25 protein-coding genes are annotated in these 25935 nt (G+C 74.8%); 6 read left to right on the forward strand and 19 right to left on the reverse strand.

Annotation, left to right across the window (positions count from 1 at the left end; translation table 11 throughout):
* Positions 1 to 11: 11 nt before the first annotated feature.
* The 12 genes from LPU61_RS19030 to LPU61_RS19085 form a co-directional block, all read right to left on the reverse strand.
* Positions 12 to 623 (reverse strand): hypothetical protein, encoded by a 612-nt coding sequence (locus tag LPU61_RS19030; protein ID WP_229405659.1) that lies wholly within the window; start codon positions 621 to 623, stop codon positions 12 to 14.
* Between the two features lie 111 nt (positions 624 to 734).
* Positions 735 to 1652: a hypothetical protein gene (locus tag LPU61_RS19035; RefSeq protein ID WP_043961152.1), complete on the reverse strand. Its 918-nt coding sequence runs from the start codon at positions 1650 to 1652 to the stop codon at positions 735 to 737.
* 119 nt (positions 1653 to 1771) lie between these two features.
* On the reverse strand, positions 1772 to 2755 hold the full coding sequence (locus tag LPU61_RS19040) for a hypothetical protein (protein WP_043961150.1): 984 nt from the start codon (positions 2753 to 2755) through the stop codon (positions 1772 to 1774).
* A gap of 40 nt (positions 2756 to 2795) precedes the next feature.
* The gene (locus LPU61_RS19045; protein ID WP_229405660.1) at positions 2796 to 4394 is read right to left on the reverse strand and encodes a polyamine aminopropyltransferase; all 1599 of its coding nucleotides are present in this window, start codon (positions 4392 to 4394) and stop codon (positions 2796 to 2798) included.
* Complete coding sequence (locus LPU61_RS19050; RefSeq protein ID WP_229405661.1) at positions 4391 to 5173, reverse strand: hypothetical protein; 783 nt, start codon at positions 5171 to 5173, stop codon at positions 4391 to 4393. The genes LPU61_RS19045 and LPU61_RS19050 overlap by 4 nt, the downstream gene beginning before the upstream one ends.
* Complete coding sequence (locus LPU61_RS19055; RefSeq protein WP_229405662.1) at positions 5173 to 5595, reverse strand: DUF350 domain-containing protein; 423 nt, start codon at positions 5593 to 5595, stop codon at positions 5173 to 5175. Before LPU61_RS19055 ends, LPU61_RS19050 begins: the two co-directional genes overlap by 1 nt.
* 34 nt (positions 5596 to 5629) lie before the next feature.
* Positions 5630 to 6055 (reverse strand): DUF4247 domain-containing protein, encoded by a 426-nt coding sequence (locus tag LPU61_RS19060; RefSeq protein ID WP_229405663.1) that lies wholly within the window; start codon positions 6053 to 6055, stop codon positions 5630 to 5632.
* Positions 6052 to 6615: a DUF2617 family protein gene (locus tag LPU61_RS19065; RefSeq protein WP_043961145.1), complete on the reverse strand. Its 564-nt coding sequence runs from the start codon at positions 6613 to 6615 to the stop codon at positions 6052 to 6054. The genes LPU61_RS19060 and LPU61_RS19065 overlap by 4 nt, the downstream gene beginning before the upstream one ends.
* Before the next feature lie 3 nt (positions 6616 to 6618).
* A complete protein-coding gene (locus LPU61_RS19070) occupies positions 6619 to 7251 on the reverse strand; it encodes a DUF4178 domain-containing protein (protein ID WP_229405664.1) in 633 nt (210 codons plus the stop codon).
* 88 nt (positions 7252 to 7339) lie between these two features.
* The gene (locus LPU61_RS19075; protein WP_043961143.1) at positions 7340 to 7711 is read right to left on the reverse strand and encodes a hypothetical protein; all 372 of its coding nucleotides are present in this window, start codon (positions 7709 to 7711) and stop codon (positions 7340 to 7342) included.
* 83 nt (positions 7712 to 7794) lie between these two features.
* Complete coding sequence (gene clpB / locus LPU61_RS19080) at positions 7795 to 10386, reverse strand: ATP-dependent chaperone ClpB (RefSeq protein WP_043961142.1); 2592 nt, start codon at positions 10384 to 10386, stop codon at positions 7795 to 7797.
* A gap of 132 nt (positions 10387 to 10518) precedes the next feature.
* Positions 10519 to 11610, reverse strand: a complete 1092-nt coding sequence (locus tag LPU61_RS19085; RefSeq protein WP_144420132.1) for a hypothetical protein — start codon at positions 11608 to 11610, stop codon at positions 10519 to 10521.
* Between the two features lie 31 nt (positions 11611 to 11641).
* Here LPU61_RS19085 and LPU61_RS19090 point away from each other — a divergent pair, with 31 nt between their 5' ends.
* The 3 genes from LPU61_RS19090 (at position 11642) to LPU61_RS19100 (ending at position 13981) form a co-directional block, all read left to right on the forward strand.
* Positions 11642 to 12142: a cation:proton antiporter regulatory subunit gene (locus tag LPU61_RS19090; RefSeq protein WP_043961139.1), complete on the forward strand. Its 501-nt coding sequence runs from the start codon at positions 11642 to 11644 to the stop codon at positions 12140 to 12142.
* Between the two features lie 7 nt (positions 12143 to 12149).
* On the forward strand, positions 12150 to 13358 hold the full coding sequence (locus LPU61_RS19095) for a cation:proton antiporter (RefSeq protein ID WP_043961138.1): 1209 nt from the start codon (positions 12150 to 12152) through the stop codon (positions 13356 to 13358).
* Between the two features lie 191 nt (positions 13359 to 13549).
* Positions 13550 to 13981 carry a hypothetical protein gene (locus LPU61_RS19100; RefSeq protein WP_043961136.1) on the forward strand — a complete coding sequence of 144 codons (432 nt, stop codon included), beginning with the start codon at positions 13550 to 13552 and terminating at the stop codon, positions 13979 to 13981.
* A gap of 13 nt (positions 13982 to 13994) precedes the next feature.
* Here the strand turns inward: LPU61_RS19100 and LPU61_RS19105 are convergent, their stop codons facing one another.
* From LPU61_RS19105 to dnaK, 5 genes are all read right to left on the reverse strand, one after another.
* Positions 13995 to 14267 carry a hypothetical protein gene (locus tag LPU61_RS19105; protein WP_229405665.1) on the reverse strand — a complete coding sequence of 91 codons (273 nt, stop codon included), beginning with the start codon at positions 14265 to 14267 and terminating at the stop codon, positions 13995 to 13997.
* A 137-nt stretch (positions 14268 to 14404) separates the two neighbouring features.
* A complete protein-coding gene (locus LPU61_RS19110) occupies positions 14405 to 14839 on the reverse strand; it encodes a heat shock protein transcriptional repressor HspR (RefSeq protein ID WP_043961133.1) in 435 nt (144 codons plus the stop codon).
* A gap of 32 nt (positions 14840 to 14871) precedes the next feature.
* On the reverse strand, positions 14872 to 16059 hold the full coding sequence (gene dnaJ, locus LPU61_RS19115; protein WP_043961132.1) for a molecular chaperone DnaJ: 1188 nt from the start codon (positions 16057 to 16059) through the stop codon (positions 14872 to 14874).
* Positions 16060 to 16138: 79 nt separating this feature from the next.
* Positions 16139 to 16882: a nucleotide exchange factor GrpE gene (gene grpE / locus LPU61_RS19120; RefSeq protein ID WP_043961131.1), complete on the reverse strand. Its 744-nt coding sequence runs from the start codon at positions 16880 to 16882 to the stop codon at positions 16139 to 16141.
* 47 nt (positions 16883 to 16929) lie between these two features.
* Positions 16930 to 18786, reverse strand: a complete 1857-nt coding sequence (gene dnaK, locus LPU61_RS19125) for a molecular chaperone DnaK (RefSeq protein WP_043961130.1) — start codon at positions 18784 to 18786, stop codon at positions 16930 to 16932.
* A gap of 212 nt (positions 18787 to 18998) precedes the next feature.
* Between dnaK and LPU61_RS19130 the strand changes: the two genes are divergently transcribed.
* Genes LPU61_RS19130 through LPU61_RS19140 form a run of 3 tightly spaced genes read left to right on the forward strand, consistent with a single transcriptional unit; the run spans position 18999 to position 23816 of the window.
* Positions 18999 to 20846: a GTPase domain-containing protein gene (locus LPU61_RS19130; protein ID WP_229405666.1), complete on the forward strand. Its 1848-nt coding sequence runs from the start codon at positions 18999 to 19001 to the stop codon at positions 20844 to 20846.
* A complete protein-coding gene (locus tag LPU61_RS19135; protein WP_229405667.1) occupies positions 20843 to 22540 on the forward strand; it encodes a GTPase in 1698 nt (565 codons plus the stop codon). The genes LPU61_RS19130 and LPU61_RS19135 overlap by 4 nt, the downstream gene beginning before the upstream one ends.
* A gap of 55 nt (positions 22541 to 22595) precedes the next feature.
* Entirely contained in the window at positions 22596 to 23816 is a 1221-nt protein-coding gene (locus LPU61_RS19140; RefSeq protein WP_043961127.1) for a hypothetical protein, read from the forward strand.
* A 251-nt stretch (positions 23817 to 24067) separates the two neighbouring features.
* Here LPU61_RS19140 and LPU61_RS19145 read toward each other — a convergent pair whose 3' ends face one another.
* Both LPU61_RS19145 and LPU61_RS19150 read right to left on the reverse strand, forming a co-directional pair.
* Positions 24068 to 24592 carry a phosphatase PAP2 family protein gene (locus LPU61_RS19145; RefSeq protein ID WP_229405668.1) on the reverse strand — a complete coding sequence of 175 codons (525 nt, stop codon included), beginning with the start codon at positions 24590 to 24592 and terminating at the stop codon, positions 24068 to 24070.
* Between the two features lie 373 nt (positions 24593 to 24965).
* Positions 24966 to 25892: a hypothetical protein gene (locus tag LPU61_RS19150; RefSeq protein WP_229405669.1), complete on the reverse strand. Its 927-nt coding sequence runs from the start codon at positions 25890 to 25892 to the stop codon at positions 24966 to 24968.
* Positions 25893 to 25935 lie beyond the last annotated feature (43 nt).

The following is a 25935-nucleotide window of genomic DNA, read 5'->3' on the forward strand; positions in this document are numbered from 1 at the left end:
ACGGACGATCCTCAGCGGGGCGGATGGTGCGGGGTGGCGGTCGGTGCCGGCGCGGGGTGCCGCCGGCGGAACCAGGCGCTGGCGCTCGGCGAGACCAGCAACGCGGCTACCACAAGGTAACCGAGCGCCTGGCCGATCGAAAGCGCGGCGTTGGCCGCGAGCCAGAACTCCGGGTACGCGTCGCCGACGAGGCCCAGCAGCTCGGCGGCGGACCGGTCGGCGGCGGACAGCCGCAGCGGCACGGCCCGCTGGCCGACCAGCGCGGCCACCGCGCAGCAGCCGAACAGCGCGCCCAGCCCGCAGACCACCCAGGTCGCCACCCGGGCCCCGGGCCGGCCGGCGAGCAGCCCGGCCGCCAGGCCGACCAGCACGACGCCCACCAGCACCGTCACCACCGCCGAGGCGATCGTCGCGCCGCGCAGCAGGAGGACCGCGTCGTCGACCTCCGCCGCACCGGCCGAGGTGCCGGCCGCCGCCGACCGGAACCGCCCGACGGTGCCGCCGAGGACGAGCAGCGCGGCGACCGCCGAGGCCACGGCACCGGCGGCCATCAGCAGCAGCACCGCCGCCGCCAGCCCGACGGCCGCGGGGCGACGGGCCGGCACCTGATCGGGGTACGACACGACGAGTCCCTCCGGTAGGCGTCCGGTTGGAACCTACTCGGAGGGACCGTCGGTGTCGCCGTTATCCGGCGCGCCCCGCCCGGCTGGTCGCGGGCGGGGCGGCATCGATGCTCAGTCCGACGACGAGGAGGACGACGAGCCCGAGTCCGACGAACCGCCGGACGAGGAGCCGGAGTCCGACGAACCGCCGGACGACCAGCCCGAGTCCGACGAGCCGCTGGAGGGCGACGGCCCGGGGTCGCTGCCCTGCCCGGGCCCGGACGGGTCCGGCCGATCGGACGGGGACGGCCCCGGCTGGTCCGGGTAGGGCGACTGGTCCGGGGTGGACGAGCTGTGGGTCCCGTGCGGGTACGTCGGGTGGCCGGGCTGGTAGCCGGGGGCGGCCGGGTAACCCGGGGTCTGCGGGTAGCCGGGCTGCTGCGGGTACGCCGGGTAGGCGGCACCCGGGACCGGCGGCTCCCAGCCCTGCTTCGGCTTGCGGAAGAACTCGTTCGCCTTCGGCAGGGCCAGCAGGATCAGCGCGGCCAGCACGGCGAGCAGGCCCGCGACCCCGAGCAGCAGGCTGACCGGGGTGTACCAGGAGGGCAGCGCCGCGGTCAGGCTGCGCTCGATCTCCTCGGCGCTCGGCGCGTCCCCGCCGGCCGACGGCCCGCCCATCGAGCCGGCCGCGCCGTTGATCATGCTGCCGCCGACGCAGCAGAGCAGGATGCCGCCGAGCACCCAGGTGGTGATGCGGCTGCCGTTGCTGCCCCGGTTGTTGAAGATCGCCAGTACGACGAGGACCAGGGCGAGGACCAGCATCAGCACGGCGCTGCCGATGGCGAAGCCGACGACGAAGGTGCCCAGCCCCTCGGCCCCGCTCGCGGTGCCCGCGAACGCGTCCTCGAAGCCCTGCCGGAGCTTGCCGGCCACGGCGATCGTCGTGACGAGGTTGAGCAGCTGGAGCAGAGCGAAGAACATGAGCAGGTAACTGGAGATCGTCACGATGCCCGGACGGGCCCGCGACGGCGTGCTGTGGGTATCGACCATGACTTCTCCCTTCTAGATCACGACGTCACGGTATCGTCCGGAGTCCCGTGCCGCCCGTCGGCGAGCCGCCCCGGGCCGTCCCGGGGCAAGACGGGCCACCCGACTCGGCGCGGCGGGCGTCAGCCGGCCCGGGACAGCCGGCGGTGCTCGGCCGTCACCACGGCGAGCAGGAACAGGTCGAAGGCCAGCGCGGCGACCGCCCCGAACTGGTTGACGGTGAAGTTGAAGATCTGCCCGAACAGCAGGTCGACCAGGATCGCCAGCTTGAACAGCCGGAACGCGCCGATCCGGTCCCGCCGCAGCCGGACGGCCGCCGCGATGCTGAGCACCGCCGTGGCCAGCGCGGACGCCGAGACGCCGAGCACCGCGCCCCACTCCCGCTCCTCGTCCAGCGCCCCGGTGACGCCGTCGACCGCCACCCCGACCACGGTCAGCGCCGGCTCCACCACCAGGTAGAGCACCACGAAGCGGACCACCCACCGCTGGTCGGTCAGCCCGACGGCGACCCGGCGGACGCGGGCCAGCCACGGCTGCCAGAACCGGGGCGGCGGCGGTTCCCGGCGGGGCACCGCGTCGAGCAGCGCGGCCACGGCGGCCTCGGTCTCCGCGCCGGAGCCCCGGGCCAGCCGCAGCACCTGCGCCCGACGCCGGTCGGTGAGCCCGTCGATCAGGCCGCCGGCGACGGCGTCCAGGGCGTTCGCGGTCCGCTCCTCGGGGATCAGCCGGGTCCGCTCCCGGACCGCCTGCGTGATGACCACCAGCACCGCGAAGACGGCGTAGATGATGCCGGCGGCGGGGGCGTAGAAGTAGTCGGTGCGGGCCGTGACGAACTTGCCCACCTCGTCGATGAACAGGCCGAACCCGATCCCGCCGAGGATCGCGCCGGTCATCCTGGCCGCGCCGCCGAGGAAGACCAGTGCCACGCCGAGGCCGGCGGCCAGCAGCAGGCCGCCCCAGAGCACGTGCGCGATGTGCAGGCCGCCGCCGCCGAGCTGGGGATAGCCGGTGGCCCGCAGCAGCACCCGGGTCAGCAACACGGCGGCCACCCCGGACAGCACGAACGCCTGGAGGTACGCCGCCGCGGCCAGCGCCCGGGGCGGCATCCAGTGACGACGCGACGGTCCGCGCACCATGGTCCCGACGCTAGTAGCCGCGCCACTCGACGCGGGCGTACTCCAGCACCCTGGGCCGCAGCAGCGTGGAGGCGGGCACGTCGAGCCGGCCCCGGTCAGCGGGGAAGTTCGCGGCCGACGCCAGCGTGCCGGCGGTGAGGAAGCGCAGCCGGGGGGCGTCGGCGGGAAGCGCCAGCGCGGGCGGGGCGGCACCCGGGGCGGCGAGCACGAACCCCCAGTCGCCGAAGCTGGGCACGTCGACGTGGTACGGCACGGTGGCGAAGCCGGCCTCGCGCACCGACGCCTCGATCGACCAGTACGACCGGGGCGCGAAGTACGGCGAGCCGGACTGCACGACGAGCCGCCCGCCGTCGGCGAGCACCGCCCGGACCAGCGCGTAGAACTCGACGGTGTAGAGCTTGGCGGTGGCCGTCTCGTCGGGGTCGGGCAGGTCGGCGACGACCACGTCGAACCGTTCGGTGGCGGAGCGCAGCCAGCCGAACGCGTCGACGTTGACCACCCGCACCCGGGGGTCGGCGAACGCGTCGCCGTTCAGCTCGCGCAGCTGCGGCTCGCTGCGGGCCAGCGCCACCACGGCCGGGTCGAGGTCGACGACGGTCACCCGCCGCACGTCGGGGTAGCGCAGGATCTCCCGCACCGCGAGCCCGTCGCCGGCACCGAGCACCAGCACCTCGCCGCGCGGGCCGTTCAGCGCGGGGTGCACGAGCGCCTCGTGGTAGCGGTACTCGTCGATCGAGCTGAACTGGAGGTCGCCGTTGAGGAACAGCCGCAGGTCGGTGTCGGCGTGGCCGACCTCCCGCACCGAGCGGGTCAGCACGATCTCCTGGTAGCGGCTGCGCTCGGCGTGCACCACCGGGTCGCGGTAGAGCTGTTGGCGGGCGGTCACCTCGAAGTCGGCGGCGGTGACCCAGGCGTACCCCAGGCAGAGCGCGACCACGACGGAGCCGGCGCCGACGGCGACGCGCGCCCGGCGGCTCAGCTCCGCCCGGAACACGGTGCAGACCAGTGCCACGCCGGCCACCGCGTTCACCGCGCCGACCACGAGCGCGCCCTTGAGCTGCCCGAAGACCGGGATCAGCAGGAACGGGAAGGCCAGCCCGCCGAGCAGCGCGCCGACGTAGTCGGCGGCGAACAGGTCGGCCACGGCGCTGCCGGCGGACTGCTCGCGGATGCGTTGCAGCATGACCATCAGCAGCGGGATCTCCGCGCCGATGAGCAGCCCGAGCACGAACGCGGTGCCGACCAGCGCCGGGCCGTACAGGTCGAGCCAGGCGAACGCGGCGTAGAGGCCGAGCACCGACAGCCCGCCGAGCAGGGCGAGGACCAGCTCGACCACGGCGAACGCGGCGGCGGCCCGGGACTGCAACGGCTTCGCGGCGAGCGCGCCGACGCCCATCGCGAAGACCATCACGCCGAGCACGATCGACGCCTGACCGACGGCGTCGCCGATCAGGTAGCTGCCGAGCGCGACCAGGGCCAGCTCGTAGACCAGGCCGCAGGCGGCGCAGACGAAGACCGCGACCAGCACCGCCGAGCGGGCCAGCCGCCAGCGCGGCCGGGCGGCGGCGGGGGCCTCGCCGTCGACCGCCGCCGGCGTCTCGGTGGTCACGCCTTCCCCGGGGTACGCCCGGCGGGCGCCGCCGCGCGCTGCCGGCTGCGCTGCACGAACCCGACGGTGAACAGCAGCGCGGTGACCAGCAGCAGCCCGCCGGTGGCGAGCAGCCAGCCCCAGCGGTCCCGCCAGAAGTCGCTGCCGGCGTCGGGCAGTGGGGCGACGGCCGCGCCGGGCTGCGCGCTGGGGGCGGCGGCGGGCGACACCACGCCGGTCTCGGCGAGCAGCAGCGGCAGCGCCACGGCGGCCCGGCAGACCGCCCAGCCGGGGTCGTCGACGAACACGTCCTCCACGAGGCCGAAGCGGGCGAGGCCGGTCTCGACGGCGTACAGGTCGGCGCGGTCGATGTCGGGCGAGCCGGTCACGTCGATGGCCGCCGAGTCGCTGCTCTCGCTGCTCTCCGACGTGTAGCGGACGTCGGCGGTCACCTCGACCCAGCGCGGGCAGGCCGGGTCGTCGACCACGGGGACGCCGTCGCCGAGGTTGGAGCCGACGCTGACCGGGGTGGAGCCGTACCAGCTCTCCAGCCGCCAGCCGTAGCAGATGCCCTGGCTGGCGGCGGCCTGGGCGAGGATCGGCACGGTGTCGGCCCGCTCGTCGGCCGCCGGGGCGGGCACGGTCGTGCCGCCGGAGTCGCCGTTGACCACGCCGATGCCGATGCAGCCGCCGACGAGGACGACGGTCACCAGCGCGATGACCCAGCCGCTGGCGGTCGACGACTTCTTCGCCGCCGGCTGGCCGGGCCGCCCGCCGCCCGGGTGCTTGCCGGCGGCCATCAGCTGATCGCGGCGGCGATGATCGCGCCGGTGGCCAGGTGCACGACGGCGGACACCCACACGGCGGGGTGCGGCTCCGGGTCGACCAGCAGCTCACCGAGCCGCCCCGGGGTCACGGCGTCGAGCAGCAGGAACGCGGCGGCCATGATGACCAGGCCGACGATCCCGTACGCCGCCGCGCCGACCAGGCCGAGCACGAAGTCGTCCTCGCTGGCGACGATCGCGGCGACCACGATGGTGCCGACGCCGAGCAGGTTGGACGACAGCAGCAGGGCGGCGTTGCGGTTGCGCTCGGTCCAGATCAGCTCGTGCAGCTTGCCGGGGGTGGCCACGTCGACCAGCCCGTAGCCGACGCCCATCAGGACGACGCCGACCACGCCGTAGGCGAGGGTGACCAGCAGATCGGTGACGAGGTTCTGCAAGGGGGACACTCCAGGGTGAGGGGCGTTCGTCGGGCTACTTGCCGGCGCCGGGGCCGCCGCCCCGGACGGTGCTGCCGCGTCCCCAGCCCCAGTGCGACCCGACGGTCGAGTGGTAACGGGGGTAGGCGGTGGTCATGCGTTCGAGCAGGATCACCGAGCCGGCGGCGATCGGCAGGATCACCACCGAGTCGTCGTCGTAGCGCAGGTAGACGCCGCTGCCGTCGACGTACTGGTCGGCCGGCTGCCAGGCGTCGGTGACCTCCTTGGCGACCTGGCTGGGCGTCTTCGTCGAGGTGTACGCCACGGCCTGCCCGCCGATGTCGCGGCTGGCCGCCCGGTTGTACCGGTCCTGCACGTACCCGCGCGGGGAGAAGTTGCCGTAGAAGATCGCGAAGGCGGCGAGCAGCGCGCCGACCACGGCGACCGCCGCTCCCACCACGAACCAGCGTCGGTACGTCACAGCGCCACCTCCGTTCGCGACTGCGGGGCTCGCAGACCCGGCTCACTCCTCGCGCTCACAAGGGCCACCACCGTCTCGGTCAGGACCAGCTCGTTGGTCTGGGGGTACGCGTGCCAGGTGCGCCAGCCGACCGCACCGTCCGGCGGGTCGGTGCGCACGGCGAGGGCGGTCACCGCGTCGGCGTCGCCGGGGAACACCCCGACCAGCGCGTACGGGTCGCCGGCCAGCTCGGCGCGGAGCGCCGCGACCCGGGTGCTCAGCTCGGCACCGGCCGGGCGCAGCACGGTGGCGGTGAACCGGTAGCCGTTCGCCTCGTCCAGCCGGGTGGCGGGCAGTTCGGGCGGGCGGCCGGGCAGGCAGGCGACGGTCTCGGTCAGCTCGGTGCCGGCCGCGCGCAGCACCACCTGGTGGGACGCGCCGAGCAGCCGCAGCCGCAGCCGGATCCCGCCGGGCAGGTCGAGGTCGAGCACGTGCAGCGCGGGGCGTTCGCCGTCGCCGAGGGCGAGGCTGAGGTCGGCGGCGCTGGTGTCGACGTACGGGGCGTCGAGGGTGACCAGCACGGGTCAGCTCACCTTCCCCGGCCCGGACTGCGGGTAGATCATCACGTCGGAGCGGTGCAGCTCGTCGCCCCGGGCCACCTCCCAGGCGGCGTTGCCGTACGCCTCGAAGGAGAGCCGCAGCTTCCCCGGGCCCCGGTAGTCGTGGTAGCGCATCGCACCGGACGGGTCGAGGCCCGTGCTGCCGGTGGCGGTGAACCGCGCGTGCCCGGCCTCCTTGCTGACGTACCGGTGGCCGTCGAGGTCGATGCTCGGCACGCCCGGGGTGATGGTGAGCGCCGGATCGGTCGTCCAGAGCACCATGATCACGTCGGGGTCCTCCTCGACGGAGAGCCAGAGCTGGCCGCCGGCCGCGTCGTCGAGCAGGTGCTCCGACCAGGTCCAGCTGCCCTCCCTGAGCAGCACGGAGCCGCGCACCCCGTACGACGTGCCGCGGATCTCGACGATGTCGCCGGGGCTCAGCCGGCGCGGGTCGCCCCGCAGCGCGTCGGCGTCGCGGTCCCGGAACGGGTCCACCGGGCCGGGCCGCCCGCCCGTGCGCCTACGGGAACGTTGCATCGCCACCACGGCGATGACGACACCGGCCACCGCGATGAGGCAGCCCGCCGCCGTCACCAGATACGCCACCGAACCGTTCAACCCGATCGCCTCCCCCAGTCGCGTCGGCGGAGACGGTAACAACCCCGCGCACGTGGCGAAACCCGAGCGGAGTTGAGTAATGACTCAGTTACGAACCGCCCTCAGGCCGGTTGAGCTGCGTGTTCGCGTACTCGCCCAGCTTGGTCCGGCCCATGATGCAGCCGGCGAAGGTGACGAACTCGGCCTCGGAGCCGCGCAGCGCCTCCCAGGCGGCACGGGCGGCGGCCGGGTCGACCCGCCCCAGCAGGGTCGCCGCGTACGCCCGGCCGGCCGGCGAGCCGTGCGCCAGCAGCCAGTCGACCTTCCGCCGGGCCCGCTCCGGGTGCGCGTCGAGCTGCCGCTCGACCTCGAAGTACGCCTCGGTCTCCGGCAGCACCGTGCCGGCGAAGCCGACCCCGCCGAAGGCGAGGGTGTCGGTGCCCGCCAGCTCCCGCACGGCCGCGTCGAGCCGCTCGACCATCCCAACCCCCTTGAGTATGGAAGGGCCCCCTGTCGACGCAAAGCGTTGCACAGGGGGCCCCTATCGGCATCCGGGCCGGCGGGTCAGGCCGCGGCGACCGTCAGCCCGTCCTTGCCGTCGGCCAGGTCGACCTGGACCGTGTCGCCGTCGCGGATCGCGCCGGAGAGCAGCGCCCGGGCGAGCTGGTCGCCGATGGCCGACTGCACCAGCCGGCGCAGCGGGCGGGCACCGTAGATCGGGTCGTACCCGTGCTCGGCGAGCCACCCCCGGGCGGCCTCGCTGACGTCCAGCGTCAGCCGGCGGTCGGCGAGTCGCTTCCGCATCCGGTCGAGCTGGATGTCGACGATGGCCCGCAGGTCGTCGCCCAGCAGCGCGGCGAAGACCACGATGTCGTCGAGCCGGTTGAGGAACTCCGGCTTGAAGTGCGACCGGACCACCGCGAGGACGCCCTCCCGGCGCTGCTCCTCGGCCAGCGTCAGGTCGCTGATCACCGACGACCCGAGGTTGGAGGTGAGGATCAGGATCGCGTTGCGGAAGTCCACCGTGCGGCCCTGGCCGTCGGTGAGCCGGCCGTCGTCGAGCACCTGGAGCAGCACGTCGAAGACGTCCGGGTGGGCCTTCTCGACCTCGTCGAGCAGGATCACCGAGTACGGCCGGCGGCGCACCGCCTCGGTGAGCTGGCCGCCCTCCTCGTAGCCGACGTAGCCGGGCGGGGCACCGACGAGCCGGGCGACGGAGTGCTTCTCGCCGTACTCGCTCATGTCGATGCGGACCATGGCCCGCTCGTCGTCGAAGAGGAACTCGGCGAGCGCCTTGGCCAGCTCGGTCTTGCCGACGCCGGTCGGACCGAGGAAGAGGAAGCTGCCGGTGGGGCGGTCCGGGTCGGCGACGCCGGCCCGGGCGCGGCGCACCGCGTCGGAGACGGCCGAGACGGCCTCGGCCTGGCCGACCACGCGCGCGCCCAGCGACTCCTCCATCCGCAGCAGCTTGGCGGTCTCGCCTTCGAGGAGCCGGCCGGCGGGGATGCCCGTCCAGGAGGCGACCACGGCGGCGATGTCGTCCGCGCCGACCTCCTCCTTGAGCATCGCGCCGTCGGCCTGGAGCCGGGCCAGCTCCTCCTCGGCCTTGGCCAGGTCGGCCTTGAGGGCGGGGATGCGCCCGTAGCGCAGCTCGGCGGCCCGCTCCAGCTCGCCGTCGCGCTCGGCCCGCTCGGCCTCGCCGCCGAGCCGCTCCAGCTCCTCCTTGGCGGTGGAGAGCTTGGTGATGTGGCTCTTCTCCGTCTGCCAGCGCTCGGAGAGGGCGGTGAGCTGCTCGCGCTTGTCGGCCAGCTCCTTGCGCAGCCGGTCGAGGCGCTCGGCGGAGGCGGCGTCGGGCTCCTTGGCCAGCGCCATCTCCTCGATCTCCAGCCGGCGCACGGCCCGCTCGATCTCGTCGACCTCGACCGGCCGGGAGTCGATCTCCATGCGTAGCCGGGACGCGGACTCGTCGACCAGGTCGATCGCCTTGTCCGGCAGGAACCGGTCGGTGATGTAGCGGTCGGAGAGGGCGGCGGCGGCGACCAGCGCGGCGTCGGTGATGCGTACGCCGTGGTGCACCTCGTAGCGCTCCTTGAGCCCGCGCAGGATGCCGATGGTGTCCTCGATGGTCGGCTCGCCGACCAGCACCGGCTGGAAGCGGCGCTCCAGGGCCGGGTCCTTCTCGATGTGCTCGCGGTATTCGTCGAGGGTGGTCGCGCCGACCATCCGCAGCTCGCCGCGCGCGAGCATCGGCTTGAGCATGTTGCCGGCGTCCATCGAGCCCTCGCCCTTGCCCGCGCCGACGACGGTGTGCAGCTCGTCGAGGAAGGTGATGACCTGGCCGTTGGAGTTCTTGATCTCCTCCAGCACGGACTTGAGGCGCTCCTCGAACTGGCCCCGGTATTGCGCGCCGGCCACCATCGCGCCGAGGTCGAGCGAGACCAGCTTCTTGTCGCGCAGCGACTCGGGCACGTCGCCGGCCACGATCCGCTGGGCGAGGCCCTCGACGATCGCGGTCTTGCCGACGCCGGGCTCGCCGATCAGCACCGGGTTGTTCTTGGTACGCCGGGACAGCACCTGGATGACCCGGCGGATCTCGGAGTCCCGGCCGATCACGGGGTCGATCTTGCCGTCGCGGGCGCTGGCGGTCAGGTCGACGCCGTACTTGGCCAGGGCCTGGTAGGTCTGCTCCGGGTCGGCGGTGGTGACCCGGCGGTCCCCGCCCCGGACGGTCGGGAACGCGGCGACCAGGCTCTCCTCGGTCGCGCCGGCGTTGCGCAGCGCAGTGGCGACCGCGCCGCCCACCCGGGCCAGGCCGGCGAGCAGGTGCTCGGTCGAGGTGTACTCGTCGCCGAGCGGCCGGGCGATCTGCTCGGCGGCGCCGATGGCGTTGACGAACTCGCGGGCCAGCGTGGGCTCGGCGATGCTGGAACCCCGGGCGGCCGGCAGGGCGGCGACGGCGCGCTGGGCGGCCCGGCGCAGCTCGGCGGGGTCGGCCCCGGCGGCGCGCAGCAGGCCGGCGGCGGTCGACCCCTCGGTGTCCAGCAGCGACAGCAGCAGGTGCCAGGGCTCCACGGTGGCGTGACCGCGCTGGTTCGCCAGCGCGACGGCACCGGTGATGGTCTCGCGGCTCTTGGTGGTGAGACGTTCCGTGTTCATGGGCTCCCCCGGATCGGCGTGTCCACTAGGAAGGACACAACCAGAGTTGAGCCTATTCCGCTCAACCTTGCGGCTGTGACCTGCGTCACTCACGACTCCGGCCGGGCGGCGGGCGCGGGGCGGCGCGGCCGGTCAGGCCGGGGCCAGCACCACGCGCACCCAGCGGCGGTTGCCGACCGGCCCGGTGGCCAGCAGCACCTCGTCGGGGGCGCGGCCCACCAGCGTGCCGTCGGCCAGCAGGGTCAGGTGGTGCTTGGGGGCGACCGGCCAGTCGAGCCGTTCGTACCGGCCGTCGGCCACCACGCCTGCGCCGTCCGGGCCGTTGACGGCGAACCGGCCGGTGGTCAGCGGCACCACGGAATCCGCCCGCGCGGGATGCCCCGCGGCGGGCACCGCCACCCACCGGCCCAGGTACCGCCAGAGCGCCGGGAAGCCGCTCCGGTCCGGCGGCCAGCCGACCAGCCGCGCCTCACCGTCCGGCCCGACCATCGGCCGCAGCACCCCGACCTCGCCGTCGGGCACCGGCACCGGGGTCCGCTGCCAGGTGCTCCCCCGGTCCGTCGAGACCGCCGCGTACGGCTTCCCGCCGTCGACGCCGGCCACCACCAGCAGGCCGCGGGCCTCGACGACGCCGTGCGGCACCGGCACGGGCGGCTGGGCGGGCAGCGGCGTCGCGCGCAGTCCCGCCCAGCGGACCACCCGGCCGGCGCCCTCCTCGATCTGGAACCGGCCCTGGGCGGCCCGCCAGGCGACGGGCTCCTGCTCGCCCGTGGTGTGCGCGAACGTGCGCCCGCCGTCGGTGGAGGTGTACCGGCCGTGCGGCTCGGCGAGCAGCATCAGCACGCCCGGGGCGACGTAGAGCTGCTGATTCTCGGCGACCGGGCGGGGATGGGTGAGCCGCCGCCAGGACCGGCCGCCGTCGACCGTGGCGTAGAGCACCGCGGGGCAGCCCCGCTCCGCAGGGCAGCTGGAGAAGAGGGCGTACGCCTGCTCGGCGGTGACGAACTCGACGTACGGGTGGTCGTACCCCTTGCCGACCGGGACCCGGACGTCGCGCAACTCGACGGCGGGGGCCGGGGGCGACGGCGTCGGCTCGATCGCGGTCGGTCGGGGCGACGGCGCGGTGCGGTCCGGCGGCGGGCGACGGACGTCGCCGATCGAGCAGCCGGTCAGCAGGGGCGCGAGCAGCAGCGCGACCATTCTGCGGCCGAACCGACGAGTCATCGGCCTACCCCCCAACCGGTAGCCTGACGCCGTGCGAGTACGTGTCGAACAGACTGCCCTACCCGGGATCGGAATGCGTCACGACCTGTTGACGGAATCCGGACGCCGGCTCGGTGTGGTTTCCCACCGCAATGGCCGCCGCGACCTTGTCCTCTATGACCCCGATGATCCCGATTCCTGCCAGCACGACATACCGCTGACAGACGACGAGGCGGAGGCGCTTGCGGACATCCTCGGCGCGTCGCTGATGCTCGGCCAACTCTCCGGGCTGCGCGAGCAGGCGGCCGGGCTGCTCACCGAGCAGATCGCCATCCCCGCCGGCTCCAAGTACGTCCACCGGCGGCTCGGCGACACGAAGGCCCGCACCCGGACCAGCGCCTCGATCGTCGCGGTGCTGCGCCAGGGCGAGGTGATCGTCTCGCCCGACCCGGCCTTCCGCTTCGACGCCGGTGACGTGGTGGTCGTGGTCGGCACCCGCAAGGGGCTCGACGGCGTGACCGCCATCCTCGCCGACAGCGACCCGGACGGCTGAGGCGCGGATGCACGAGGAAACCACAATATTGCTCATCGAGGTCGGTGCGCTGCTGTTCCTGCTCGGGCTGCTGGGGCGGCTCGGGCGGCGGATCGGCCTCTCCCCCATTCCCCTCTACCTCCTCGCCGGGCTCGTCTTCGGCCACGGCGGCGTGCTGCCGCTGACCGCCAGCGAGGAGTTCTTCGCCGTCGGCGCGGAGATCGGCGTGATCCTGCTGCTGGTCATGCTCGGCCTGGAATACTCGGCGGGCGAACTGGTCGGCAACCTGCGCTCGGCGGCCCCCGCCGGCCTGATCGACGGCGTGTTCAACGCGCTGCCCGGCGCGGCCTTCGCCTTCCTGCTCGGCTGGGACTGGGTGGCCGCGATCGTGCTGGCCGGCATCACCTGGGTCTCCTCCTCCGGCGTGATCGCCAAGGTGCTGGCCGACCTGGGCCGGCTCGGTAACCGGGAGACCCCGGTGGTCCTGTCGGTGCTGGTCATCGAGGACCTGGCGATGGCGCTCTACCTGCCGCTGCTCACCGCCGTGCTGGCCGGCACCGGCCTGCTCGGCGGCGGCATCGCGCTCGGCGTCGCCGTCGGCACCGTCGTGCTGGTGCTGGTGGTGGCGATCCGGTACGGCCACCTGATCTCCTCCGCCCTGTCGGCGAAGGACCCGGAGGCGCTGCTGCTCGGCGTGCTCGGGCTCACCCTGCTGGTCGCCGGCATCGCGGCGAAGCTCCAGGTGTCGGCGGCGGTCGGCGCGTTCCTCGTCGGCATCGCGCTGTCCGGCCCCGTGGCGCACCACGCCACCGAGATGCTCTCCCCGCTGCGGGACCTGTTCGCCGCGGTGTTCTTCGTCTTCTTCGGCCTGGTCACCGACCCCCGGGACATCCCGCCCGTGCTGCTGCCGGCGCTCGCGCTGGCCGTGGTCACGATGGGGACGAAGACGCTGACCGGATACCTGGCCGCCCGACGGGTGGGGATCAAGGAACCCGGCCGATGGCGGGCCGGGCTGGCCCTGGTGCCGCGCGGCGAGTTCTCCATCGTCATCGCCGGGCTCGCCGTGGCCGCCGGCAGCGTCGAGCCGAAGCTGGCGGCGTTGGCCACCGCGTACGTGCTGATCACGGTGGTGACCGGGCCGATGCTGGCACGGCTGCCCGACTTCGCCTGGTTCAAGGTGTGGCTGCGCCAACGGGCCGTCGCCCAACGCGCCGAGCCGCTGGTCACCACCGACTGATTCGGCACTCAGTTTCGCCCGCCGGGGCGGGGTCGGCCGTACGGCCGGCCCCGCCCCGCGTCCATCGGATGCCGAATTGTGCTGGGAGCCCCTTCCCCCTGGTCGGCGGACCGGGTTACCGTTTCGCCCCAGCAGCAAGGGTCCGTGGGAGGCCGTCCGGTCGCCCTCGGGCGCGAGCGGAAGGTTGGCCGGTGAGCGTGCAGGACTCGACGTTCCACGGCTTCGCCAACCCCGTCGACCCGTCCCCGGCGGAGTTGCGGGCGTGGGCGTACCACCCCGACTCGGTGCCGTTGACGTCGATGCCGCCGGACTGGGACCTGCTGGTCTCCGGGGACCACCTGGTGCAGACCCTCTTCGAGTTGGCGATGGACCCGGCCTGCCCGGCCCGCCGGTTCGCGCTGCACTGCCTCTACATCTACGCCGCCGACGGCATCCGGACGAACTTCCGTGCCCACCCGAAGCGCCGCTTCCGCAAGCTGGTCGAGCAGTCGGAGCGGACCGGCGACGAGATGATGCGGACGTGGGCGCACAACAGCCGGGTGCTGCTGGCGCGCCCCCACCTGTTCGACTACCGGGACTGGTGCGAGGGCGGCCTGGTCCGCGAGAACCGCCGCATCGGCTGACGCCGCGGCCGCCTCAGGCGGCCGATCCGCCGTGCCCCTCGCCGCGCGTGCCCTGCCCGCCGCGCGCGTCCCGCGCACCCTGCCCGGAGCGCCGGTCGGCCTGCCCGGAGCCCTGGTCGGCCCGGCCCCGGTCGGCACCGTCGCCCCGGTCGGCGAACCGGCCCTCCCGGACCTTGTCCGTGAACCGACCCTCGGTGATCTTGTCGAACCGCTGCCGGGCGGACCTGGCGACCCGGTCGAGCCGCTCCTCCGCCTGCTGCGCCACCTTCTTGGCCTGTTCCGACATGGCTCCCCCTCGCCAGCGCGGTGGGCCCGGATCGTGCGGGCCGGCCTGATTCGCAGGTTAGTGGAGCCGGCCCGGCCCGCGCCGGGGTTCCGGGAAGCGGACCGGGCCGACGATGCTCCGGCGGGGTGAGCGACGGGTCAGCGGTCGCGCCGGGGACGCCAGACCACCAGGGCGGTGGAGGTGCGGTTGGTCGGCACCAGGTCGCTGCCCGGGAACCGGGCGAGGGACTCCAGCTCCGCCACCCGCCGGTACGCGGCGTCCAGCTCGGCCTCCAGCCGCGCGATCCGCTGCTGGGCCTGCTCCAGCAGGCGTTCCAGGCCGATGATCCGCTTGACCCCGGCGAGGTTGACCCCCTCGTCCTGGCTGAGCCGCTGCACCTCGCGCAGCAGCACCACGTCCCGGACGCTGTAGCGGCGCCCGCCGCCGGCTGCCCGGCCGGCCTGCACCAGGCCGAGCCGGTCGTACTGGCGCAGGGTCTGGGGGTGCATCCCCGCCATCCGCGCCGCGACCGAGATCATCAGCACCTTGGCCTCGTAGGCAGGGTCACCCGAGCCGACGTGCTCTCCCGCCATCGCCGCTCACCTCCGCACACACTCCAGCAGGCTCAACTGAACCGACGCACCCGGGCGTCGAGATGTTCCCGGGCGGCCGGCGGGGTCTGCTCGGCGAACGCCTCCAGCGCCGCCCGCGCCTCGTCGGACACCCCGGCCGGAACCACCACGTCGAGGGTGACCAGGAGGTCACCGGCCTTTCCGTCGCGGCGTACCACGCCCTTGCCCCGGGCGCGCAGCACCCGGCCGCTCGGCGTGCCCGGCGGGACCCGCAGGGTCACCGTGCCGTCGAGCGTGGGCACCCGCAGGTCCGTGCCGAGCACGGCCTCCGGGAAGGTGATCGGCACGGTCAGGGTCAGGTCGTCCCCGGTACGCCCGAACAACTCGTCCGGCCGCACCTTCACGTGTACGTACAGGTCGCCGGCCGGGCCGCCGCGCTCGCCCGGCTCGCCGCGCCCGTTCAGCCGGATCCGCTGGCCGTCGGCCACCCCGGCGGGGAAGCGAACGTTCAGCGTGCGGGTCTTGGTGACCCCGCCGGTGCCGTGGCACTCCGGGCACTTCTCCTCGACGACCGTCCCCACGCCCTGGCAGTTGCGGCACGGCTCGGAGAAGCTGAACGACCCCTGGTTGCGGTTGGTCACCCCGGCACCGTGGCAGACCTGGCAGGTCACCGGCGAGGTGCCCGGCTTCGCCCCGCTGCCGGCACACGTGTCGCAGATCCCCGGCGCGCGCAGGGTCAGCGGGAGGGTGACCCCGCGTACCGCGTCGCCGAAGTCGAGCGCCACCTCGGTCTCGATGTCCCGGCCCTTCGCCGGGCCGCGCGCGCGGGCCGGACCGCCGGCACCGCCGCCGCCGGAGAAGATCGAGCTGAACAGGTCCTGGAAGCCGGCCCCGCCGAAGCGTCGGTCACCGCCGCCCGCCGCGCCGCCGAACAGGTCGGACACGTCGAACGGCTGCCCGCCGGGGCCGCCCGGACCCCGGGCGTTGCGCCGGAACTGACCCGAGCCGAACAGCGAGCGCATCTCGTCGTACTCGCGGCGCTTGGCCTCGTCGCCGAGCACCGCGTACGCCTCGGAGACGGCCTTGAACCGCTCCTCGGCACCGGAGTCGCCCGGGTTGTGGTCCGGGTGCGACTCCCGGGCCAGTTTCCGGTACGACTTCTTGATCTCGTCCGAGGAGGCGGACTTCTGCACGCCCAGCGTGGCGTAGTAGTCCTTCTCGATCCAGTCCTTGGTACTCACCGGTCCACCCCCTTCCACGGGACGTACCCCGGACGTCCCGCCCGCCCGGTGCGGGCGGGCGGGACGACACGGGTCGGCACTACTCCGGGTCGGCGACCGCGACCATGGCCGGCCGCAGCAGCCGCTCGCCGAGCTGGTAGCCCCGGCGCATGACCTGCACGCAGGTCGGCTCGGTCACGTCGGCGGAGGTCTGATGGGCCACCGCCTCGTGCCGGGTCGGATCGAACGGGTCGCCCTGCTCGCCGAACGCCGACAGGCCGAACTTGCCCAGCGCGGTGGTGAGCTGCTCGGCGACCGTGCCGAACGGGCCCACCAGGTCGCCGTGCTCGCGGGCGCGGTCCAGGTCGTCGAGGATCGGCAGCAGTGCGGCGAGCACCGAACCGGTCGCCTGCTCCTGGACGAGGCTGCGGTCCCGGTCCACCCGCTTGCGGTAGTTGGCGTACTCCGCCGTCACCCGTTGCAGGTCGCGGGTCCGCTCGTCCAGCTCGGCCCGCAGCGCCTCCAGCTCGGCGCCGAGCGGGGCCGCGGCGGGCGGCGCGCCGCCCTCGACCGGCTGGGCCGGGGCGTCGACGACGGGCGGCCCGTCCACCGACGCGGCCTCGACCTCGATCTCGTCGACCACGATCTCGGCGTCCTCGACCAGGCCCTCCGCCGGGGTGTCCGCCCCGGCGTCGGCCGCGGCGGGCACCTCGGACTTACTGATCTTGCGATTGTCACGGATGACGACCCGCGGCTGCTCACCGGCGGACTGCCCGGCGGTCGCGGAGCCACCCGGCGTCGACCCGGACTCCACCGGGTCGGCGGCTCGTGGCTTCTCCGTCATGCGGCTACCTCATCCCTTGGCCGTCGATACGTGTCCGAGGCGGATCGTCACTTCTTGTCCTCGTCCACGATCTCCGCGTCGACCACGTCGTCGGCGCCGCCGGCCTTGGCGCCACCGGTCGCGCCGGCACCCGGGCCGGCCGCCCCCGGCTGCTCGCCCTGCTCGGCCTGCTGGGACGCGTAGAGCAGCGAGCCGGCCTGCTGGGAGACCTGCGCGAGCTTCTCGTGGGCCGCCTTGATCTTGTCGATGTCCTGGCCGCCGAGCGCGCCGCGCAGCTCGCCGAGCGCCTCGTTGAGCTGCTCCCGGTTCTCGCCCGGCAGCTTGTCGCCGCTCTCGGCGAGGAACTTCTCGGTCTGCCACTGGAGCGCCTCGGCGACGTTGCGGGTCTCCGCCTCCTCGCGGCGGCGCTTGTCGTCGTCGGCGTGCTCCTCGGCGTCGCGGCGCATCCGCTCGATGTCTTCCTTCGGCAGCGAGGAGCCGCCGGTGATCGTCATCTTCTGCTCCTTGCCGGTGCCCAGGTCCTTCGCGTGCACGTTCACGATGCCGTTGGCGTCGATGTCGAACGTGACCTCGATCTGCGGCACGCCGCGCGGCGCGGGCGGGAGGCCGGTCAGCTCGAAGGTGCCGAGCTTCTTGTTGTAGGCCGCGATCTCCCGCTCGCCCTGGAACACCTGGATCAGCACCGACGGCTGGTTGTCGTCGGCCGTGGTGAAGACCTCGGAGCGCTTGGTCGGGATGGTGGTGTTGCGCTCGATGAGCTTGGTGAAGATGCCGCCCTTGGTCTCGATGCCCAGGCTCAGCGGGGTCACGTCGAGCAGCAGGACGTCCTTGACCTCGCCCTTGAGCACGCCGGCCTGCAGGGCCGCGCCGACGGCGACGACCTCGTCGGGGTTGACGCCCTTGTTCGGGTCACGGCCGGTGAGCTGCTTGACCAGGTCGGTGACGGCCGGCATCCGGGTGGAGCCGCCGACGAGGATGACGTGGTCGACGTCGGCGACCTTGATCCCGGCGTCCTTGACGGCCTGCTCGAACGGGCCCTTGCAGCGGTCCAGCAGGTCCTGCGTCATCCGCTGGAACTCGGCGCGGCTGAGCGTCACGTCCAGGTGCAGCGGGCCGGCGGAACCGGCCGTGATGTACGGCAGGTTGATGTTGGTGGTGGTGGCCGCCGACAGCTCGATCTTGGCCTTCTCGGCCGCCTCGCGCAGCCGCTGGAGGGCCATCTTGTCCTGGGCCAGGTCGATGCCGTGCTCGCCCCGGAAGGTCTTCACCAGGTGGTCGATGATCCGCTGGTCCCAGTCGTCGCCGCCGAGCTGGTTGTCGCCGCTGGTCGACTTGACCTCGACGACGCCCTCGGCCAGCTCCAGCAGCGACACGTCGAAGGTGCCGCCGCCGAGGTCGAAGACCAGGACGGTCTGCTCCTTGGAGCCCTTGTCCAGCCCGTACGCCAGGGCCGCCGCGGTCGGCTCGTTCACGATCCGCAGCACGTTGAAGCCGGCGATCTCGCCGGCCTCCTTGGTGGCCTGACGCTGGCCGTCGTTGAAGTAGGCCGGGACGGTGATCACCGCGTCGGTGATCTGCTCGCCCAGGTACGCCTCGGCGTCCCGCTTGAGCTTCATCAGCGTCCGGGCCGAGATCTCCTGCGGGGTGTACTTCTTGCCGTCGATGTCGACGGTCCAGTTGGTGCCGATCTCCCGCTTGACCGACCGGATGGTCCGGTCCGGGTTCGTCACCGCCTGGCGCTTGGCGACCTCGCCGACGAGGACCTCCCCGTTGCGGGCGAACGCGACGATCGACGGGGTCGTCCGCGAGCCCTCAGCGTTCGCGATAACGGTGGGCTCACCGCCCTCGAGAACGCTGACGCAGGAGTTCGTCGTGCCGAGGTCGATACCGACCGCACGTGCCATCTTCGCTTCCTCGCTTCTTACGTTGGAGGCTTCTCGCGTCGGAGCAGGTGGCGGGGGTTGTCCCGCCGCTCGCTCGCCACAAGTTGAGTGAACTTGACTCAATAGTGCCACGCGTACGGCGATCGTCAAGTCGAGTTGAGCCGACCCGACGCAACCTCGCGTTCGGGGGAGCCCGGTTGTCTTACCTTGCGTTGGTCGGGCACGCTTTAGCGGTGACGACGCACGGCGATCCCGCCATCGGAACCGGTTCGCCCGCCGTCGCCGCCCGTACCGGCACGGGGGATGCCGGGGAGGACCCGTCCGGCCCTTCCGGGGACGGCCTGCCCGCCGCGCTCACCGCCCTGCGGGCCGCGATCGGCGCGGCCCGGTTTCCGCTCGCCCTGCCCTCGGCCGAGGCCGCCCGACAGATCGGCGCGAGCCTCACCGCGCAGCTCGACGACTATCTCCTGCCCCGGCTCGCCCGGCTCGACGCGCCGCTGCTCGTGGTCGTCGGCGGCTCCACCGGGGCCGGCAAGTCGACGCTCGTCAACAGCCTCGTCCAGGCCCGGGTCAGCGCTGCCGGGGTGCTCCGGCCGACCACCCGCTCGCCGGTGCTCGTCTGCAACCCCGCCGACTCCGGCTGGTTCCGCCAGGGCGAGCTGCTGCCCGGCCTCACCCGCACCAACGAGCCGAGCGAGGATCCGGGCACCCTCCAGCTCGTCACCGCCCCGGCGCTCCCCGCCGGGCTGGCCTTCCTCGACGCCCCCGACATCGACTCCGTGGTCGACGCCAACCGCGCGCTCGCCGGCCAGCTCCTCGCCGCCGCCGACCTCTGGCTCTTCGTCACCACCGCCGCCCGCTACGCCGACGCGGTCCCCTGGGAGCTGCTGCACACCGCCCGGGCCCGGGGGGTGGTGATCGCCATGGTGCTCGACCGGGTCCCGGCGGAGGCCACCGACGAGGTCGCCGCCCACCTGGCCGAGATGCTCGCCGAGCAGGGCCTCGGCGCGGCACCCCTGTTCGTCCTCCCGGAGACCTGGGTCGACGGCCAGGGCCTGCTGCCCGACAAGGTCACCGACCCGTTGGCAAGCTGGTTCTCCCGGCTCGCCGCCGACGCCGGGGCGCGCGCCGCCGTCGTCCGGCAGACCCTCGACGGCGCGCTGGCCGCGCTGGTCCCGGCCGTCGCGGGCCTGGCCGACGCCGCCGACGAGCAGGGGGCCGCCGCCGACGCCCTCGACGACCGGGTCGTCGCCGCCTACCAGGGGGCCGAACGCGTCGTGGAGCAGGGGCTGCGCGACGGCCGGCTGCTGCGCGGCGAGGTGCTCGCCCGCTGGCAGGAGTTCGTCGGCACCGGCGAGTTCTTCCGCACCCTGGAGGCGCGGATCGGCCGGCTGCGGGACCGGCTCCTGGCGGCGGTGACCGGCCGGCCCGCCCCCGCCACCGAGCTGCGCGACGCCATCGAGTCGCAGCTCGTCACGCTGCTGCGCGGGGTCGCCGCCGAGGCGGCCGAGAACGCCTACACCGGGTGGCGGGCACACCCCGCCGGGGCGGCCCTGCTCGACCCGCCGCTCGCCCACCCGGGCACCGACTTCCCCGACCGCGCCGAACGCCTGGTCCGCGACTGGCAGCGCGGGGTGCTGGAGCTGGTCCGGTCCGAGGGCGCCGACCGGCGGTTCGTCGCCCGCACCGCCGCGTACGCGGTCAACGCCACCGGGCTGGCCGTGATGATCGCCGTGTTCGCCTCGACCGCGTTCATCCCGACCGGGCTGGAGGTCGCCACGGGGGCCGGCACCACGGTCGCCGGGCAGGCCGTACTCCAGGCGATCTTCGGCGACCAGGCCGTGCGTACGCTGGCCGCGAAGGCCCGGGGCGACCTGCTCGCGCGGGTCCGCGAGCTGCTCGACGCCGAAGCCACCCGGTTCCTGTCCCGCACCGCGACCGCCCGGCCGGCGGCGGACGCCGGAGAAGCCCTGCGGACGGCGGCCGAGCGGGTCGAGCAGGCCCGGCACCGCAGCGGCCTCGTGGCGGCCGGCGCGGCGGCCCTGCCCCCGGCTCTGGCCCCGGAAGGCGGAGCGCGGTGACCCCGAACCTCGTCGGCCGGGTGCGCGAGGCGCTGCGCGGCGACCAGCAGGTCGACCCGGACGCGCTGATCGCCCGCCTCGCGGCCGTCCGGCGGTTCCTCGAAGCGGCCGACGGCCAGCTCCCGGACACCCAGCTCGTGCCCGCGCACACCCTCGTCGAACGGGCCGGCACACGGCTCGCGCTCTCCCGCGACCACACCGTCGTCGCCCTCGCCGGTGCCACCGGCAGCGGCAAGTCGAGCCTGTTCAACGCGCTCGCCCGGTTCGAGTTGTCCCCGGTCGGGGTGCGCCGCCCCACCACCGGCGTGGCGCACGCCTGCGTCTGGGGCCCGCTCGACGGCGCGACCCGGCTGCTCGACTGGACCGGCGTGCTGCCCCGGCACCGGTTCGTCCGGGAGAGCGCGCTCGACGGCGACGACGAGTCGGCCCTGCACGGGCTCGTCCTGCTCGACCTGCCCGACTTCGACTCGGTGCAGCGGTCGCACCGGCTGGAGGTCGACCGGCTGCTCGGCCTGGTCGACCTGGTGATCTGGGTCGTCGACCCGCAGAAGTACGCCGACCGGGTGGTCCACACCAGCTACCTGCGCGAGTTCCACCGGCACCGGGACGTGACGCTGGTCGTGCTCAACCAGGCCGACCGGCTCCCCCCGGCCGAGCTGCCCCGCGTCCTGGCCGACCTGCGCCGGCTCCTCGACGCCGACGAGCTGGGCGGGGTGCCGCTGCTGGCCACCACCGCCGTCGACCCGAACGGGATCACCGAGCTGCGGGCGACGCTGGAGCGCACCGTCGCCGAGCGGCAGGCCGCCCTGCGCCGCCTCGCCGGCGACGTCGACACGGTCGTCGCCGGGCTGGAGGAACTGGTCGCCGCCGAACCCCCGACCGGCGGGCCGGACACCGGGCCCTCCTCGGGGCTGACCCGGGCGCTGGCCGGCGCGGCCGGAGTGCCGGCGGTGGCGGAGGCGGTCGAGGGGGCCTACCGGCACCGGGCCGCCGCGAGCACCGGCTGGCCGCTGGTGCGCGGCTGGCGGCGGCTGCGTCCCGACCCGCTACGCCGACTGCACCTGCCCGGCCCGCCCACCGGCGGCGGCGACGCCGTCGACCCGGCGGAGAGCCCGGTCGCCGCGACCTCCGTACCCGATCCGAGCGCAGCGCAGCGCTCGGCGCTGGGGCTGGCCGTGCGGGCGGTGGCCGACCGCGCCGGCACCGACCTGCCCGACCCGTGGGCGACCGCCGTGACCACAGCCGCCCGGTCCCGGCTCGGCGACCTCCCGGACGCCCTGGACCGCGCGGTGGCGCAGACCGACCTCGGGCTGGACCGCCGGCCCGCCTGGTGGCGGATCGTCGGCGGGATGCAGTGGCTGGTCACCCTCGCGGCCGTGGCCGGCCTCGGCTGGCTCGCGCTCGGCTACGCGCTGCGCGCGCTCGGCCTGCCCGCCCTGGACTATCCGCGGGTCGGCGAGGCACCGCTGCCCACCGTGCTGCTGCTCGGCGGCCTGCTCGCCGGGCTGCTGGTGGCCGCGTCGACCAGGCCCGTGGTGCGGTGGGCTGCCCGCCGGGCGCGCGGCCGGGCCGAGAAGCGGCTCACCCTCGCCGTCGGCGCGGTCGGGCAGGAGCACGTGGTGGAGCCGGTGCGGGCGGTGCTGGCCCGCCACGGGCAGGCATGGCAGGCGCTGCGGGACGCCGCCCGCCGCTGACGACCGGCGTCTTTCTTCGCTGTTCGGGGACCGTCGGCGGGCGTAGGGTCGACGCATGGCCACGCCTCAGACCCCCTACGACGCGGTGCTGCACGCCGCACGCGACGTGACCAGGCTCGACACCGCCCTCGATGCCGAGATGCTCGGCGCGGCGCTGCTCGGCAGCGTCTACTCGGTCGCGGAGACCGACCGGGAGGCGGCCGTCCGGGAGTTCGTCACGGGCTTCCTCGCCGCCACCTCCCGCCGCCGCACGGCTGCGGCGAGGACCATCCGCTCCGTCTTCGCCGCCCTGGTGCCCGACGCCGAGGGCGCGGCGAAGGTCAACCCCGGCACCCAGGCCCCGGCCTGGTCCGCGCACCTCGGGCGGGTGCACCTCACCGGCACCTGGAGCTACGGCGACGTGTACGGCGACCAGACCTCCTACCTGGCCACGTTCGCCTACGACGACGCGGCCGGCGGCCCTGAGCACGCGCTGGTGGCCCTGGTCGACCACAACATCGGCATCACCAAGGACGTCTTCGTGGGCGGCCCGGCGGGACGCATCGTCGAGCAGGTCCGGGAGATGGTCGACGGCGACGAGCTGACGTGGTTCCGGGAGGAGGATCCGGCCCGGATGCACGGCGAGGTCGGCCGGCACCTGGCCGTCACCGACGACCTGGGCGAGCTGCCCGCCGAAGGGTCCCTCGCCACCGACCGGGCGCTGGCCGGCGCCCGGCTGGCGCTGCTGCCCCCGCCGGCCGCCGGGGCCACCCGGGACGCCGAGCCCCTCTCCGGCGACCAGCGCACGGAGCTGGTCCGGGCGTTCCTCGCCTCGCCCGAGGCCGCCCGCTACGACCTCGACCCGTCCGACGACGCGGGGCTGGCCTCGCTGCACTTCTGCCTCAGCCTGCTGCTCGACCACGCGGCGAGCTTCCCCGACGCCGACGCGCTGCGCTGGAGCCCCACGGTCGCCGAGCTGTTCCTGCTCGACTGGGTGCACCGGCGGGCCGTGCTCGACATGGACGACGCCGCGATGCTGCCCCGGGTGCTGCGCGGCTGGGCGGCCTACGCGGCCCGGCGCAAGGGGCTGCCGCAGGCGGCGGCGGAGCGCACCGACACGGCCGTCGAGGAGATGATCCCCGAGTTCGCCCGCCTCTACTCCACCGGCGAGCGCCGCAGCCCCGCCACGGCGGCGGTGGCCCAGCTGATGGCCGACGGGGTGGACCCGGACGACCCGGCCGCCCTCGACGCCTGGATCGAGGCGAACCGGCACCGGCTCGCCGACGACGGGGCCTGACCGCACGCGGCCGGGCGCCCTCCACTGGACCCGGTCCGCTCGGGCCTCGCCCGGTGGGCGGGCCGGGCCGGCGCGCGCTCGGCCCGGCACAGCGGAGGCTCGGGCTGACCGGCGGGCGCTCGGCCGGTTGGTCCTGGGCGCTCGGCGGGCGCTCAGCCGGGCTGGCGGGCGGTCGGACAGCGGGCGCTCGGCCGGTCAGCTCGGGGCGCTCGCAGCGTGGGCGGGCCCGGCCGGGTCGCCGGGCGGGCCGCTCACGTCAGCGCGCCGTAGACGGCTCCGGCCACCAGCCCGCCGACCGTCCCGCCGACCAGCACCTGGGGCAGGGTGTGGGCCCGCAACCGCACCCGCGACCAGCCGACCAGCACCGGCACGGGCACGGCGGCCAACAGCGGGGGGCCGAAGGTGAGCACCAGCACCACCACCGCGCCGGCAGCCACGGCCGTGTGGATCGACATCTTCCACCAGTGGCTCACGGTCACCGCCACCACGAGCCCCACCACGCCGGCCGCTACCAGCGCCAGCAGCGGGCGGGGGGCACCGAACGCGGCGAGCAGGGCCCAGCCGACCGCCGCCGAGGCGAGTCCGAAGAGCAGCGGCGTCCGGCGCTGTTCCCGCACACCGACGTGGTGGTCGGTGAGTCGCCCGCGGCGTACCCCGCCGACGATGTACGCGAAGGGAATCCCGCTGGCGAAGACGGTGGCAAGCAGCCCCCAGGCCAGCCCGTGCGCGCCCCCGTTCCCGCCGAACCAGCCGACCAGCATGGTCAACACGGTCACCAGGACGGCGGGCGCGGTCAGCTCGGTGACCAGGCGGGCGGCGCGCAGCCCCGGGCCGGGCGTGACAGGGAGGCGCTCCTGTCCCGTCGGGGGGCGATCCGGTCTGCTCAGCCCTGTCGCTCCCCGCCGTGCGGCCCCGGCCGCCGCCCGCCGGCCTGCGGCCTCGGCCGCCACTCGCCACCGTGCGGCCCTGGTTGCCACTCGCCGACCTGCCGCCTCGGCCGCCGCTCGCCGCCGTGTGGCCTGGGCCGGGAGTCCGGGCCATGGTCACGCTCGATCCGGGAAGTAGTGGCATCGGTCGCGCCACGAGGCCACTGCTTCCCGGATCGAGCGTGATCTTGACGAGTGCCGGGTTGGCCGGCGGTGACCGGCCTCACCGGATGGCGGGTGCGCGGTCGTCGCCCACGGCGGGCCCGACGGGAGAACCGGTGGTGGGCCGGGGCGGTACGGCCGGAGTCTGCGGCGTCGGGCTGGGGTGGCTGGTCGTGGTGGCCGCCGGGCGGCGGTGTGTGGGCGGGCCGGGCACCGCCGTCGGCACGGCCGGGGACAGCCTCGGCACGGCGGGTGCCGCCGGGGACACCGCAGGAGCGGTCGGGAACACCGGGGGAGCGACCCGGGGCGCGGTGGGAGCGGTCGTCGTCGGGTCGGGGCCGGCGGTGGGCTCCGCGCTCGCGGTCGGCTCGGTGCCCGACGACGGGCTCGGCACCTGGGCCGAGGCGGAGAGGGTAGCCGTCGGCTCGGTCGAAGGCGTCGGCGAGGTCGGAGGCATGGGTTCCCCGGTCGGCGCCGGGGCCGGGGAGGGGTGCGGTGTCGGGGTGGGGGTCGGGGTCACGGTGGGCGGCGGGGGCAGGGTCGGCACCCGGGGCGGCGGGCGGTGGACCGACTCGGGGTCCGACCGGTCGGAAGCGGCCGGCACGATCGGCGCGGGCGCGGGCGGGGGGAGGCCCGGACCGGGCAGCTCGGGCTGCGGCACCGCGGCCGTGCCCGGCGGGGTCGAGGGGGCGGCCGCGGGCTGGCCGGTCGCCGGCACGATCACCGGCCCGACGGAACGCGTGGGGATGAACGGGGTGCTGCTGTCGGGGAGTGCGGTGCTGCCCACGGTGGCCGACCCGGTGCTGATGGCGGCGAGGATCGGCATGGAGGCGGTGCCGGCGAGCAGGGCGACCGTGAAGAGGTACCCGCGCCCGGGGCCACCGGAGCCGGGGGCACGGTGCGCCCCGACGACCCGACGGTAGCTGCCCCCGGCCGCACGGTGCCGGCCGAGCAGCGGCACGGTGGGACCCTCACCTGGCTGGGACACGCGCACTCCTCGTCCGTCGTCGATCATCGATGCGGGACGGGCG

The sequence above is a fragment of the Micromonospora sp. NBRC 110038 genome (assembly GCF_020884815.1).
In the GTDB taxonomy this organism is placed as follows: domain Bacteria; phylum Actinomycetota; class Actinomycetes; order Mycobacteriales; family Micromonosporaceae; genus Micromonospora; species Micromonospora haikouensis.

Coding starts and splice junctions, on each gene's coding strand:
- LPU61_RS19035 (WP_043961152.1), bottom strand. CDS start 1,652: ATGGTCGATACCCACAGCACGCCGTCGCGGGCCCGTCCGGGCATCGTG.
- LPU61_RS19040 (WP_043961150.1), bottom strand. CDS start 2,755: ATGCCGCCCCGGGCGCTGGCCGCGGCGGCGTACCTCCAGGCGTTCGTG.
- LPU61_RS19050 (WP_229405661.1), bottom strand. CDS start 5,173: ATGGCCGCCGGCAAGCACCCGGGCGGCGGGCGGCCCGGCCAGCCGGCG.
- LPU61_RS19075 (WP_043961143.1), bottom strand. CDS start 7,711: ATGGTCGAGCGGCTCGACGCGGCCGTGCGGGAGCTGGCGGGCACCGAC.
- clpB (WP_043961142.1), bottom strand. CDS start 10,386: ATGAACACGGAACGTCTCACCACCAAGAGCCGCGAGACCATCACCGGT.
- LPU61_RS19085 (WP_144420132.1), bottom strand. CDS start 11,610: ATGACTCGTCGGTTCGGCCGCAGAATGGTCGCGCTGCTGCTCGCGCCC.
- LPU61_RS19095 (WP_043961138.1), top strand. CDS start 12,150: ATGCACGAGGAAACCACAATATTGCTCATCGAGGTCGGTGCGCTGCTG.
- LPU61_RS19105 (WP_229405665.1), bottom strand. CDS start 14,267: ATGTCGGAACAGGCCAAGAAGGTGGCGCAGCAGGCGGAGGAGCGGCTC.
- LPU61_RS19110 (WP_043961133.1), bottom strand. CDS start 14,839: ATGGCGGGAGAGCACGTCGGCTCGGGTGACCCTGCCTACGAGGCCAAG.
- grpE (WP_043961131.1), bottom strand. CDS start 16,882: ATGACGGAGAAGCCACGAGCCGCCGACCCGGTGGAGTCCGGGTCGACG.
- dnaK (WP_043961130.1), bottom strand. CDS start 18,786: ATGGCACGTGCGGTCGGTATCGACCTCGGCACGACGAACTCCTGCGTC.
- LPU61_RS19140 (WP_043961127.1), top strand. CDS start 22,596: ATGGCCACGCCTCAGACCCCCTACGACGCGGTGCTGCACGCCGCACGC.